Consider the following 11,659-nt stretch of genomic DNA (forward strand, 5'->3'; position numbering starts at 1 on the left):
GGATGCGGGGCGCTCGCTCGTTCAGGGCGTTCCCCAGTCGAAGGACTGCTTGCGCACCTCGAGGTACACGAAGGTCTCGGAGGAGATGACGCCCGGGATCGTGCGGATGCGGGCGTTCAGCAGGTCGGCCAGATCCTGATCGGAGGCGCAGACGACCTCGATGAGGATGTCGAAGCTGCCGGCGGTGAGTACGAGGTAGTCGACGGCGGAGATCTGCTCGAGCTCGGCGGCGACGGCACGGCTGTCACCGCTGACGCGCAGACCTACCAGCGCCTGGCGGTGGAAGCCGAGGCGCATGGGGTCGGTGACGGCGACGACCTGCATGATCCCCGAATCCGTCAGTCGCTGCACCCGCTGTCGTACAGCGGCCTCGCTGAGCCCCACGGCCTTGCCGATCTCGGCGTAGGAGCGCCGCCCGTTCTCCTGAAGCTGTTCGATGATGCGTTTGGAGGTGTCGTCGAGGTGATCGCGCGCGGCCATGGGAGTCCTTCGGGTAAGGGGTGTTACCCCTTCACCGTATCGGCGGCGATTGTGTGAGAACCGTCGAATGACGTGCGGGAACCGCCAGTCGTGCCAGCGGATGCGGATTGGCCCGCCCGCGCCCGGACTATCCTGATCGGATGAGCTCGCTGCGCCCCCTCGACCAGTCCCGGAAGCTGAAGGATGTCCTCTACGAGATCCGCGGCGAGGCCCTGGTGGAGGCCGACCGGCTCGAGGCCGAGGGGCACACGATCCTCAAGCTCAACACGGGCAACCCCGCGGTCTTCGGCTTCGATGCGCCGTTCCAGATCGTTCGCGACATGATCGACGCGATCCCTTCCGCGCACGGCTACAGCGAGAGCAAGGGCATCATGTCCGCGCGCCGCGCCGTGGTGTACCGGTATGAGCAGGAGCCGGGCTTCCCGGCCTTCACACCCGACGACGTGTATCTCGGCAACGGCGTCTCCGAGCTGATCACGATGACGATGCAGGCGCTGCTCGACGAGGGTGACGAGGTTCTCATCCCCGCGCCGGACTACCCCCTGTGGACGGCGATGACGAGCCTCGGCGGCGGAACGCCGGTGCACTACGTCTGCGACGAGCAGAACGGCTGGCAGCCCGATATCGAGGACATCCGTTCCAAGATCACCGATCGCACCAAGGCGATCGTCGTCATCAACCCCAACAACCCCACCGGGGCCGTCTACACGCGAGAGGTGCTGACTCAGATCGTGGAGCTCGCGCGTGAGCACTCGCTCCTGCTGCTGGCAGACGAGATCTACGACCGCATCCTCTTCGACGGCGCTCGCCACATCCCGCTCGCGACGCTCGCGCCGGATCTGCTCTGTCTCACGTTCAACGGCTTGTCCAAGACCTACCGCGTGGCCGGCTACCGCAGCGGCTGGATGGTCATCACGGGGCCTCGTCACCACGCGCGAGGCTTCTTGGAGGGAATCAACCTGCTCGCATCCACGCGGTTGTGCCCGAATGTCCCTGCACAGCACGCGGTTCAGGCGGCGCTGTCGGGTGTCCAGTCGATCGACGCGTTGATCGCCCCGACCGGTCGCCTGCACGAACAGCGGGATGCGGCGTGGGAGGGTCTGGAGGCGATCCCCGGCGTGTCCTGCGTCAAGCCCGCCGGTGCGCTGTACGCCTTCCCGCGCCTGGATCCGGAGGTGCATGAGATCCGCGACGATGCGAAGCTCGTGCACGACCTCCTCGTGGCCGAGCACATCCTGCTCGTGCCGGGGACCGGGTTCAACTGGCCGACGCCCGATCACCTGAGGATCGTGACGCTGCCCGAGGCCCGCGTGATCGCGGAGGCCATCGAGCGGCTCGGCAACTTCTTGTCGTCCTACCGCCAGTAGCCCGCTCGTCGGCGATCCGCGGCGGGCGGCGGGCGGTCAGTGAGGCTCAGGCGATGAGAGCATTCTCACAGGAGAGCGAGCGACGTGGCCCGCCAGCGCCGGTCCATGCCCTCCAGGCGGACGGCCACCGCGCGGGTGCGCGCGGGGCCGGCGACGACCACGACAGCCTCGACGACACCGTCGGCGGGCTCCGAGTGGTGCACGCTCAGGATGGAGTGCACGGGGCGGGCGGCGGCGACGCCGCGCGCGCTGCGGGCACGGGTGGCGAGGTTGACGCGCGTGAGAAGCGCGCGATAGGTGTCCTCGGTCATCCACCGCGCGAGCTGATCGATGTCGCGGACACCCGCGAGCGCCTCGAGCACGCCGTTGGTGAGATTGCGCACCAACGGCACCGGATCGGGCAGCTCGGACGAGGATGTCGGCTGCGGCGCGAAGAAGTCCGCGGACAAGCGCATGAAGCTGCGTTCGGGGCGCGTCGCGCCGGTGGCGATCTGAACCATCTGGGCCTCACATGAACGGGGATCCTGAGCGGGATCAGTAGAGCAGTTCGGCCAGGTCAGAAACGGTTTGTGGAAAACTTCTCATGATTGCGGGGGTATCGGTCTAATCTCGCGGCGTGCGCTGGGAACGCTTCTTCGAAGACCTGCAGGGGCAGTTCGATGCCGAGTGGGAAGCGGAGCGCGCGGTCCTGGATACGGAGGCCGAACGGCTGCGACTCTCACGCGTCACACTGCGCGAGAGGCTCCTCGTGCTCGCACACGCGGATGAGACCCAGCGTCCCGACCTCGGGGTCGACCTCGTGGCCGCCGACCCACTCACCGGGGTCCTGACCGCCGTCGGCGCCGATTGGATGGGGCTCGAGACGCAGCGGCGCAGCGTCCTGGTCCCGATGTCGGCGGTCGCGGCCGTAGGAGTGGGGGAGGGTGATCTGCTTCGCGCGGCGCGACCGCATCCTTCGCCGCGGGTCGGGGTCTCGGAGCGCATGGGAATCGGGTTCGTCCTGCGCGATCTCGCGCGTCGGCGTGTGCCGGTCACGATGCAGGTGGGAACGCGGGCCGTGTCGGGCACGATCGACCGTGCCGGCGCGGACCACCTGGATCTCGCGCTGCACGACATCGACGAGCCGCGTCGCTCGGCGAGCGTCCGCGGGTACCGGCTCGTCCCGTTCGCCGCGCTGTCGTGGGTGCGCTGGGAGGGCGCCGACGTGCTGTGAGGCTCTCAGTCGGGATTACGGACCCGACCGTGCCCCCAGAGCTCCGGAAAGCTGGCCGCGTTGGACTGCCGCCACAGCGCCATCCGGCGAGCCTCCTCGGCCTCGTCGTCGAGGTAATCCGAGACGCTCGCCTCCTCGATGCGCCACTGACGGCTCTCGCCCACGCGCATGCCGCGCAGCCTTCCCTCCATCACCAGTGCGATGACCTCGTCGACCGACACCGACAGCGCCTCGGCAACGGATGCCGGGGCGAGGAGGCGGCCCTCGGGCGGGGTCGTGTCGGGCATGCCCTCAATTATGCGGTGCCGTTCCGACACCTCGGCGCGGTGACGCGTGATGTGGATAAGCGCGCTGTGGATAAGATCCGACGACCGGACGTGGCCTCGGTCAGCATGTACGCCATGACAGCTCAGGTCACGCCCCGCCAGCGTCCCCGCGCACTGTGGGCGGACGCGCGCTTCCTGATCGGAGTCGTGCTCGTCCTCGTCTCGATCGCGGGCGTCTGGTTCGTCGTCGCATCGTCGCGTCAGACGGTCCCCGTCTACGCCGCCACGCGAACCATCGTCCCCGGTGAGAGCATCTCGCCCTCGGAGCTGCGCGTCGTCGACGTCGCGCTGGGCTCGCTGGAGGGCGCCTACGCATCCGGGGACACACTGCCCGCCGATGCCGTGGCGACTCGCACGATCCCCGCCGGCGAGCTCATCCCCGCCGCTGCGGTGGGTGAAGCCTCCGACGTCCGCACCACCACGATCGTCGTCCCCAGCAGCACCGCGATTCCCGCCTCCATCGACGTCGGCACACCCGTGGAGGTCTGGGCCGCCCCACTCGACGACCAGGGCGTGCGACAGGCTCCCCGCATCCTGGTCGCGGACGCGGCGGTCGCGGCGCTGGCGAGCAGCGACTCCGTCATGGCGACTAACGCGCCCTCCATCGAGCTCGTCGTTCCCCGGGAGTCCGTGGCGGATGTGCTCGCGGCGCTGGCGGGTGAGGCGACGCTCTCGGTGGTGCCCGCGCAGGGGGCGTCGTGATCTCGCGCGCGGTGCTCGTGCTCCCGCAGTCTGCGGCGCTTGCGCTGCGTGAGCAGCTGCTGTTGGAGGGCGCAGCCGACGTGGCGATCCACCCTCCGGAGCGATTCGCCGCGACCGTCGCGTCGGGCCTTCGGCCGGATGCGGAACTCGACGCGCTTCTCACCGGCGCCGACAGCCTGGTGGTCGCTGCGCGCGTCGATCAGCTCACGGCTCACACCGTCGCCTTCGCAGATGCCCGTGGCGTGCGCGTCCTGCCGCTCGGCGACGATGCTGCCGGCGCGCGTCTGGCCGCAGCCTTCGGACTCGCCGCTCCCATTCCTGCAACCGGATCGGCGCGAGAGGTGGCGGTCGCGCTCGCCACCGCGTCCGCGTCGTCGCGCACCGCTCGGCCCGCCGTCACAGGTCCCCGCCTGATCGCCGTCTGGGGGCCGCACGGCGCCCCGGGGCGATCCACCGTCGCCGTCGGCCTCGCCACCGAGCTCTCCCGCGGAGGTCGCCACGTCGCCCTCGTCGACGCAGACGCCCATGCGCCCTCGCTGGCCATTGCTCTGGGGCTTCCCGACGAGGGGCCCGGCTTCGCGGTCGCATGCCGCCAGGCCGAGCTGAATGCTTTGGACGAGGTCGAGCTCCAGCGCATCTCCGTGCCACTCGGAGGCGCCGACGTCGACGTGCTCACCGGCATCAACCGGCCGTCGAGGTGGCCCGAGCTCAGCGAGAAGCGCGTGCGTGCCGCGCTCACCGCCTGCGCCGGATGGGCCGAGCACACCGTGGTCGACGTCGCCGCATCCTTGGAGCGGGACGAGGAGATCGTGAGCGACGTGATCGCGGGCCCCCGCCGCAACGCCGCGACGCTGGCCGCGCTCGAGACCTCGGATCACGTCGTGGCGGTCCTGGCCGCCGACCCGGTCTCCGTCGCGCGCTTCCTGCGCTCGGTGGGGGAGTTGCGTGCGGTCATCGCGACGACGCCGTTGACCGTCGTCGTGAACCGGCTCCGTCGCGGCGGAGTAGGAATCGACGCGCGTGGACAACTCCGTCGAACGCTCGAGCGCTATGCGGACATCCGCGACATGTGGTTCGTGCCCGAGGATCGCAGGGCGGCGGATGCGGCGATGCTCGCCGCCCGGCCCGCCGCGGAGGTGGCGGGGAGATCCGCGATGGTGTCCGCCATTCGGCGCATCGTCGGGGAGGCGCTGCTTCCGCCGGTTCCGCTCGCAGCCGGCCGGCGCGAGCGCCGCGGCAGCCGGAGTCCGCACGAGCGACTGGTCGCCTCCGCATAGGGTGGAGGGGTGTCGACCCTCAGCGATCTCGTCTACGCGCACGGCTTCTCCGATCCCGCCGATGTGGAGTGGCTGCACCGGCTCGCCGGGGACGGACAGCTCCTCGCGGATCTCGCCTTCGCGGACATCGTGCTGTGGGTTCCCACCGAGGACGACTCCTTCATCGCCGTCGCGCATACGCGTCCCTCCGGCGCGGCGACCCTCTTCTACCGCGATATCGTGGGCGACCGTGTGCGGCCGCAGTGGCGCGCCCAGGTGCGTGAGGCCTTCACCACCGGCCGGATCGTCGACTCCGCGTCGCCGGACTGGTTCGAGGAGACTCCCACCCGCGTGCGCGCCGTCCCCGTGGTCCGCGCTCGCGCCGGGGCCGACTCGCCGGCCCGCATCCTCGGCGTGCTGACCCGCCACACGAACCTGGGTGAGGCCCGCACGCCTTCCCGTCAGCAGATCACCTTCAACGACTGCGCCGACGACCTGTTCGGGATGGTGGCGACGGGGGAGTTCCCCGACGTCGCCGCACCCGCGTCGCCACGCCGGGGCGCACCGCGCGCATCGGACGGCCTCATCCGGATCGACGTGGACGGGCTCACCACGTTCGCGAGCCCCAACGCGCTGTCGGCCTTCTACCGGATGGGATTCGAGGACGAGCTCGAGGGTGAGCCACTCGTGGAGGTCATCACGCAGATCCTCCCCGAGAAGCGGCAGTTCGACGAGTCCCTGCCCGTCGTCGCCACCGGCCGGGCTCCGTGGCGGGTGGACATCGAGGCCAGGGGCGTCACCGTGGCGCTGCGCGCCATTCCGCTGCGCGACCACGGCAACCGCATCGGCGCGATCGTGCTGTGCCGCGACGTGACGGAGCTCCGCCACCGGGATCAGGAGCTGATCACCAAGGACGCGACGATCCGCGAGATCCATCACCGGGTCAAGAACAACCTGCAGACCGTCGCCTCGCTCCTGCGGATCCAGGCTCGTCGCACACACTCGGATGAGGCGCGCGACGCGCTCACCCACGCGACGCGGCGAGTGTCCGCGATCGCCGTGGTGCATGACACCCTCTCGGAGGGACTGACCCAGAACGTCGACTTCGACGAGGTGTTCTCACGCGTCCTGAAGCTCGTCGCCGAGGTGGCCGCCGCACCGACGACGCGTGCTCGCACGCGCAAGACCGGCTCGTTCGGGACGCTGCCCAGCGAATACGCGACTCCGCTGGCGCTCGCTCTGACCGAACTCGTCACCAACGCCGTCGAGCACGGGCTCGCGGGTCAAGAGGGCGAGGTCGAGATCGCCGCCGAGCGCTCCGAGGACAACCTGGAGGTGCGCGTCCGTGACACCGGGGTGGGCCTGCCCGAAGGCCAGGTGGGCCGGGGCCTGGGGACACAGATCGTGCGCACCCTGATTCAGGGGGAGCTGGGCGGAACGATCGACTGGCACACGATCATGGGCCGGGGCACCGAGGTCACGATCGACATCCCGCTTCGCTACATCGACCGCGGCGAGCTCTGAGAACGACGCATCCGCCGCACCTGGCGCCGTGGGCGCCGGAACGGCGGATGCGGAGTCTGACGGGTGTCGGAGCGCTCAGGAGGCGCGACGGGCGCGCGCGGCGCGGCGCTTGAGGGCACGACGCTCATCCTCGGAGAGGCCGCCCCACACGCCCGAGTCCTGGCCGGTCTCGAGGGCGTACTGCAGGCAGATCTCGGTGACGGTGCAGCGTGCGCACACGGACTTGGCCTTTTCGATCTGGTCGACCGCCGGACCGGTGTTGCCGACCGGGAAGAACAGCTCCGGGTCTACGGTCAGGCAGGCTGATTTGTCGCGCCAATCCATGTGATGTTGCTCCTCAGGCGTCGGAAAAAGGTGAGAACGGGTGGGTTGTGAAAGAGCCCGGATCGGGGTCCGGTACCCTGTGTGATGTGCGAGCTTCAGCTCGCCCCACGCCGCTGTGGGAGCACACGACGTCGTCAATGGTTCCACAGTGCCCAGGGTGAATCAAGGGTTCACCGGTTGTTTTGTGTCCCGTCACCAACTTCATGCGTCCGAATACTGTCCAATCCCACAACTCCGGAGATGCCATGCGCAACGACCTGCTGAGCCTGGTAGCGGGCGGTCTGGTGGTCCTCGAGGGTGTCGCGCTCGCGGGGCTCGCGCTCTGGCAGCTCATCGCGCTCTGGCAGGGAGACACCGCATCCCAGGCGACGGCCATCGCCCTGATCGTTCTGACCCTGGTGGGGGCCGCGCTCGTGGTGGCTTTCGGCGTGGCCGCCGCACGCGGCAGATCGGGCGGTCGCTCGGGCGGCATCGTGGTGCAGCTGCTGGTGCTGGCGGTTGCCATCGGCGCGGTGACCGGGACGTACGGACACCCGCTCAATGGTCTGCAGCTGGGCGTTCCGGCGCTGATCGTGCTGGTGCTGCTGATCTCGGCGGCGCGCCGGGGTGCTCACAGCGCCCGGCGCGAGGACTGATCCTCAGCCCTCGATGCCGAGGAGCTTGCGCAGCCGCGCCACGTGGCCGGTGGCCTTCACGTTGTACAGCGCCTGCTCGATGCGGCCGTCCGCGTCGATCACGAACGTCGAGCGGAGCACGCCTTCGACGGTCTTGCCGTAGTTCGTCTTCTCGCCCCACGCGCCGTAGGCGTCGTGTACGGCGTGATCGGGGTCGGACAGCAGCGGGAACGTGAGGCCGTCGCGCTCGCGGAACGACCGAAGCTTCTCCGACGAGTCGCGGGAGACACCGAGCACCGTGTATCCGGCAGCCGTCAGCGAGGAGAGGCTGTCGCGGAAGTCGCATGCCTGCGTCGTGCATCCCGGCGTCATCGCGGCGGGGTAGAAGTAGAGGATGACGGGGCGGCCGCGGAACTCCTGCAACGAGACGGCCGTGCCGTCCTGATCGTGGAGCGTGAAGTCGGGGGCGATGTCGCCGGGCTGCAGCTGAGTCATGATTCCAGCGTAGGCGCTCAGCGGCCGCCGAACGTGGTCAGCAACCGCTGCAGCGAGTCCAGGCGTGCCGCGCCGCTCGGGCCGAGCTTGCCCTCGGCGACCGCGGCGATGATCGCGCAGTCCGGAGCATCGGGCAGATGGGTGCAGCCGCGGGGACAGTCCTCGGCGACGGTGGCCAGGTCGGTGAAGGCGCGCAGGATGTTGGCGGGATCCACGTGGCCGAGGCCGAAGGAGCGCACGCCGGGGGTGTCGATCACCCAGCCCGAGCCCCCGTCGCCCCGATAGCGCAGCGACACCGTCGAGCTCGAGGTGTGGCGTCCGCGTCCGGTGACCTCGTTGACGTGACCTGTCGCACGCCCTGCGCCCGGCACGAGCGCGTTCACGAGCGTCGACTTACCGACCCCCGAGTGACCGACGAAGACCGTGGAGTGACCGATCAGGGCTGCGCCGATGCGTTCGACCGGCATCTCGCCTCGCGCGCTGGTGAAGACCTCGATATCGATGCCGTCGAAGTGCGACAGGAACGGCGCCGGGTCGGCGAGGTCGGTCTTGGTCACCACGAGAAGCGGTCGTATCCCGGCGTCGAGCGCGGCGATGAGGTACCGGTCGACCAGGCGTGCACGCGGCTCGGGGTCGGCGGCGGCCACGACGACGAGCATCTGGTCGGCGTTGGCCACCACGACGCGCTCCACCTGGTCGGTGTCATCGGCGCTGCGTCGAAGCAGGGTGGTGCGATCCTCGATGCCGACGATGCGCGAGAGCGTTCCCTCGGTGCCACTCACATCCCCCACGACGCGTGCCCGGTCGCCGGTGACGATGGGGGTGCGGCGCAGCTCCCGCGCACGCGTGGCGACGATCTCTCGTTCGGTGGGCTCGTCCTCGTCGACGAGCACCTGGTAGCGTCCCCGATCCACGCCCAAGACGCGCGCGATGTGTGCGTCGGCGTGGGCTGGTCGGCGTTTCGTGCGCGGTCTGTTGGCCTTCGGGTTCGGGCGAGCGCGGAAGGTGGACTCGTCGTAGGCGAGGTCGTCCTCGTCGTCGTCCGGGGGCAGCCAGCTCACCCGGACGGCTCCGTGCCCGCGAGCATCCGCGCCCACAGCTCGGGGAACTCGGGCATGGTCTTGGCCGTCGTCCCGATGTCGTCGACGACGACCCCTGGAACGGCCAGCCCGACGAGTGCGCCGGTGGTGGCCATGCGGTGATCGTGGAACGCACGCCACAGCCCGCCCGTGAGAGGCCGTGGTGTGACGCGGATGCCGTCCTCCAGCTCTTGCGCATCTCCGCCGAGGGCGCGGACGTTGTGCACGAGCGCGGCGAGCCGGTCGGTCTCGTGCCCGCGCAGATGACCGATGCCGACGAAGGTCGACGGTGCATCCGACAGCAGAGCGAGCCCCACGAGGGTCGGTGCGAGCTCACCGACGGCGGAGAGGTCGAGATCGACACCGGTGATGGCGTCGCCGCCGGTGACGGTCAGGCTTCCGTGTCGACGGCTGCTTCGCGCGCCGAAGGCGGCCAGCAGCTCGGGCAGCTGAGCGCCCGGCTGCGTGGAGTGGGCGGGCCAGCCGTCCACGGTCACCTCGCCGCCGGTGATCAGCGCCGCCGCGAGGAACGGGGCTGCGTTGGAGAGGTCGGGCTCGATCGCGATGTCCTTCGCGCGGATCGGTCCGGGAGGCACGATCCACTCGCCCGGTGCCGGGCGCTCCACATGCACGCCGCGGTGCGCGAGGGACTCCACGGTCATGTCGATGTGCGGGATCGAGGGCAGGCGCGCCCCCTCGTGGCGCAGGTGAAGCCCCACGTCGAACCGCGCCGCCGAAAGCAGCAGGCCGGAGACGAACTGGCTCGACGCGCTGGCATCGATCGTGACCTCGCCGCCGCGCACATGCCCGCGTCCGCGCACGAGGAAGGGGAGGGACCATGTGCCGGCGTCATCGATGTCGACACCGACCTCCCGGAGGGTGCGGATCATCTCGCCCATCGGCCGGTGCAGGGCGCTTTCGTGGGCCGTCACGGTCACGTCGCCCCGCGCGAAGCCTGCCAGCGGCGTCACGAAGCGCATCACGGTGCCCGCTTGGCCGCAGTCCACGACGACATCCGCCGGTGCTGCGGCGGCTTGGGGCGTGATCCTCAGGTCGTCGCCGAAGGGACCCGACCCCTCGATGCGCTCGATGCCCACGCCGAGGGCGGTGAGCGCCTCCAGCATCCGCGCCGAGTCGTCGGAGTGCAACGGCGCACGCAGGATGCCGGGGCCGTCGGCCAGCGCCGCCAGGACGAGTTCACGGTTGGTCAGCGACTTGGAGCCGGGCACCTGGACCACCGCGCGCACGGCCTCGAGCGCGCTCGGTGCGGCCCAGCCGGCGAGATCGGGGGAATAGCGCTCGTCGCTCATCGGTTCCACCCTACTGAACCGTTCCGATCGACGGTGAAGGAAGGACGCGCATGAACGCCGTGCTCGAGCGCCCGAAAGTCGCTCGCGGGCAACGCGTAGGATTGCCCACGATGGACGACACCAGCTCTGCCGTGGACACCCGCTCTCAGTTCGAGGAGCAGGCGTTGCCGTTCATGGACCAGCTGTATGCGGCAGCGATGCGCATGACGCGCAATCCCTCCGATGCAGCCGATCTCGTGCAGGAAACCTTCGTCAAGGCGTTCTCCTCGTGGGCGACGTTCACCCAGGGCACCAACCTCAAAGCGTGGCTCTACCGCATCCTGACGAACACGTACATCAACGTGTACCGCAAGAAGCAGCGCGAGCCCTACCAGGGCGCCATCGATGATCTCGAGGACTGGCAGCTCGGCGGCGCGGAGTCGACCACCGCCACCAGCACCCGCTCCGCCGAGGCGGAGGCGATCGACCACATGCCGGCGTCGATCGTGAAAGAGGCGCTGCAATCGATCCCCGAGGACTTCCGGCTGGCGGTGTACCTCGCCGACGTCGAGGGCTTCGCCTACCAGGAGATCGCGGACATCATGAAGACCCCTATCGGCACGGTCATGAGCCGCCTGCACCGCGGCCGGCGCATGCTTCGTGACCTGCTCGCCGACTACGCGAAGGAACGGGGCATCGCCCCGTCTGCACCCAGGAGCAAGAAATGACCGACTGTGGCTGCGAGAAGGCCCGACGCGATCTCGAGGAGTATCTGCGCAACGAGATGTGCCACGTCGAGCACAGCGATATCCGCGAGCACCTCGAGACGTGCGCGGAGTGTCGCGACGAGGCGCTCGTGGCGACGACGCTCACCGAGGTCGTGGCCAGGGCGTGCAAGGAGACGGCACCCGATCAGCTCCGCGATCAGGTGCTGCAGCGGCTTCGCGCGGCACAGGCGACTCATCACTGACACACAGAGTTCTGCTCCCG

The 11,659-nt window shown here is 69.6% G+C and carries 15 protein-coding genes; 8 read left to right on the top strand and 7 right to left on the bottom strand.

The features are described 5' to 3' along the window. Positions 1–21: 21 nt before the first annotated feature. Entirely contained in the window at positions 22–480 is a 459-nt protein-coding gene (locus tag PQV94_RS04450; protein ID WP_243227036.1) for an Lrp/AsnC family transcriptional regulator, read from the bottom strand. A 140-nt stretch (positions 481–620) separates the two neighbouring features. Here PQV94_RS04450 and PQV94_RS04455 point away from each other — a divergent pair, with 140 nt between their 5' ends. After that, positions 621–1,847 carry a pyridoxal phosphate-dependent aminotransferase gene (locus tag PQV94_RS04455; protein WP_274287592.1) on the top strand — a complete coding sequence of 409 codons (1,227 nt, stop codon included), beginning with the start codon at positions 621–623 and terminating at the stop codon, positions 1,845–1,847. Between the two features lie 65 nt (positions 1,848–1,912). Here PQV94_RS04455 and PQV94_RS04460 read toward each other — a convergent pair whose 3' ends face one another. Beyond that, complete coding sequence (locus tag PQV94_RS04460; RefSeq protein ID WP_243227037.1) at positions 1,913–2,347, bottom strand: Rv3235 family protein; 435 nt, start codon at positions 2,345–2,347, stop codon at positions 1,913–1,915. Positions 2,348–2,463: 116 nt separating this feature from the next. On the opposite strand from PQV94_RS04460, the gene PQV94_RS04465 reads away from it, so the two are divergent. Beyond that, complete coding sequence (locus tag PQV94_RS04465; RefSeq protein WP_274287593.1) at positions 2,464–3,060, top strand: hypothetical protein; 597 nt, start codon at positions 2,464–2,466, stop codon at positions 3,058–3,060. Between the two features lie 5 nt (positions 3,061–3,065). Here PQV94_RS04465 and PQV94_RS04470 read toward each other — a convergent pair whose 3' ends face one another. Then, entirely contained in the window at positions 3,066–3,347 is a 282-nt protein-coding gene (locus PQV94_RS04470) for a helix-turn-helix domain-containing protein (protein WP_274287594.1), read from the bottom strand. 114 nt (positions 3,348–3,461) lie between these two features. On the opposite strand from PQV94_RS04470, the gene PQV94_RS04475 reads away from it, so the two are divergent. Genes PQV94_RS04475 through PQV94_RS04485 form a run of 3 tightly spaced genes read left to right on the top strand, consistent with a single transcriptional unit; the run spans position 3,462 to position 6,868 of the window. Continuing rightward, complete coding sequence (locus PQV94_RS04475) at positions 3,462–4,088, top strand: SAF domain-containing protein (protein ID WP_274287595.1); 627 nt, start codon at positions 3,462–3,464, stop codon at positions 4,086–4,088. Then, positions 4,085–5,365 carry an AAA family ATPase gene (locus PQV94_RS04480; RefSeq protein ID WP_274287596.1) on the top strand — a complete coding sequence of 427 codons (1,281 nt, stop codon included), beginning with the start codon at positions 4,085–4,087 and terminating at the stop codon, positions 5,363–5,365. The genes PQV94_RS04475 and PQV94_RS04480 overlap by 4 nt, the downstream gene beginning before the upstream one ends. Before the next feature lie 9 nt (positions 5,366–5,374). After that, entirely contained in the window at positions 5,375–6,868 is a 1,494-nt protein-coding gene (locus PQV94_RS04485) for a sensor histidine kinase (protein ID WP_274287597.1), read from the top strand. Positions 6,869–6,943: 75 nt separating this feature from the next. Here the strand turns inward: PQV94_RS04485 and PQV94_RS04490 are convergent, their stop codons facing one another. Continuing rightward, positions 6,944–7,192, bottom strand: coding sequence for a WhiB family transcriptional regulator (locus PQV94_RS04490; RefSeq protein WP_121060093.1), 249 nt, complete (start codon positions 7,190–7,192; stop codon positions 6,944–6,946). 245 nt (positions 7,193–7,437) lie between these two features. Here PQV94_RS04490 and PQV94_RS04495 point away from each other — a divergent pair, with 245 nt between their 5' ends. Then, positions 7,438–7,827, top strand: a complete 390-nt coding sequence (locus PQV94_RS04495) for a histidine kinase (protein ID WP_274287598.1) — start codon at positions 7,438–7,440, stop codon at positions 7,825–7,827. A gap of 3 nt (positions 7,828–7,830) precedes the next feature. Here PQV94_RS04495 and bcp read toward each other — a convergent pair whose 3' ends face one another. The 3 genes from bcp to aroA are packed head-to-tail and all read right to left on the bottom strand — an operon-like array spanning position 7,831 to position 10,690. Then, positions 7,831–8,301: a thioredoxin-dependent thiol peroxidase gene (gene bcp / locus PQV94_RS04500; protein ID WP_274287599.1), complete on the bottom strand. Its 471-nt coding sequence runs from the start codon at positions 8,299–8,301 to the stop codon at positions 7,831–7,833. A gap of 17 nt (positions 8,302–8,318) precedes the next feature. After that, the gene (rsgA, locus tag PQV94_RS04505) at positions 8,319–9,362 is read right to left on the bottom strand and encodes a ribosome small subunit-dependent GTPase A (RefSeq protein WP_274287600.1); all 1,044 of its coding nucleotides are present in this window, start codon (positions 9,360–9,362) and stop codon (positions 8,319–8,321) included. Beyond that, complete coding sequence (gene aroA / locus PQV94_RS04510; RefSeq protein ID WP_274287601.1) at positions 9,359–10,690, bottom strand: 3-phosphoshikimate 1-carboxyvinyltransferase; 1,332 nt, start codon at positions 10,688–10,690, stop codon at positions 9,359–9,361. The genes rsgA and aroA overlap by 4 nt, the downstream gene beginning before the upstream one ends. 110 nt (positions 10,691–10,800) lie before the next feature. Here aroA and PQV94_RS04515 point away from each other — a divergent pair, with 110 nt between their 5' ends. Then, positions 10,801–11,397: a sigma-70 family RNA polymerase sigma factor gene (locus tag PQV94_RS04515; RefSeq protein WP_192900669.1), complete on the top strand. Its 597-nt coding sequence runs from the start codon at positions 10,801–10,803 to the stop codon at positions 11,395–11,397. Further along, a complete protein-coding gene (locus PQV94_RS04520) occupies positions 11,394–11,639 on the top strand; it encodes a zf-HC2 domain-containing protein (protein ID WP_274287602.1) in 246 nt (81 codons plus the stop codon). Before PQV94_RS04515 ends, PQV94_RS04520 begins: the two co-directional genes overlap by 4 nt. The last annotated feature ends 20 nt before the right edge of the window (positions 11,640–11,659 follow it).

It is taken from the genome of Microbacterium sp. Clip185, assembly GCF_028743715.1.
In the GTDB taxonomy this organism is placed as follows: Bacteria; Actinomycetota; Actinomycetes; order Actinomycetales; family Microbacteriaceae; genus Microbacterium.

What these genes read in the sequence shown, in the direction of transcription:
- PQV94_RS04490 (WP_121060093.1), bottom strand. Translation starts at nt 7,192, where the DNA reads ATGGATTGGCGCGACAAATCAGCCTGCCTGACCGTAGACCCGGAGCTG.
- bcp (WP_274287599.1), bottom strand. Translation starts at nt 8,301, where the DNA reads ATGACTCAGCTGCAGCCCGGCGACATCGCCCCCGACTTCACGCTCCAC.
- PQV94_RS04450 (WP_243227036.1), bottom strand. Translation starts at nt 480, where the DNA reads ATGGCCGCGCGCGATCACCTCGACGACACCTCCAAACGCATCATCGAA.
- PQV94_RS04495 (WP_274287598.1), top strand. Translation starts at nt 7,438, where the DNA reads ATGCGCAACGACCTGCTGAGCCTGGTAGCGGGCGGTCTGGTGGTCCTC.
- PQV94_RS04475 (WP_274287595.1), top strand. Translation starts at nt 3,462, where the DNA reads ATGACAGCTCAGGTCACGCCCCGCCAGCGTCCCCGCGCACTGTGGGCG.
- PQV94_RS04470 (WP_274287594.1), bottom strand. Translation starts at nt 3,347, where the DNA reads ATGCCCGACACGACCCCGCCCGAGGGCCGCCTCCTCGCCCCGGCATCC.
- PQV94_RS04455 (WP_274287592.1), top strand. Translation starts at nt 621, where the DNA reads ATGAGCTCGCTGCGCCCCCTCGACCAGTCCCGGAAGCTGAAGGATGTC.
- PQV94_RS04515 (WP_192900669.1), top strand. Translation starts at nt 10,801, where the DNA reads ATGGACGACACCAGCTCTGCCGTGGACACCCGCTCTCAGTTCGAGGAG.
- aroA (WP_274287601.1), bottom strand. Translation starts at nt 10,690, where the DNA reads ATGAGCGACGAGCGCTATTCCCCCGATCTCGCCGGCTGGGCCGCACCG.
- PQV94_RS04520 (WP_274287602.1), top strand. Translation starts at nt 11,394, where the DNA reads ATGACCGACTGTGGCTGCGAGAAGGCCCGACGCGATCTCGAGGAGTAT.
- PQV94_RS04460 (WP_243227037.1), bottom strand. Translation starts at nt 2,347, where the DNA reads ATGGTTCAGATCGCCACCGGCGCGACGCGCCCCGAACGCAGCTTCATG.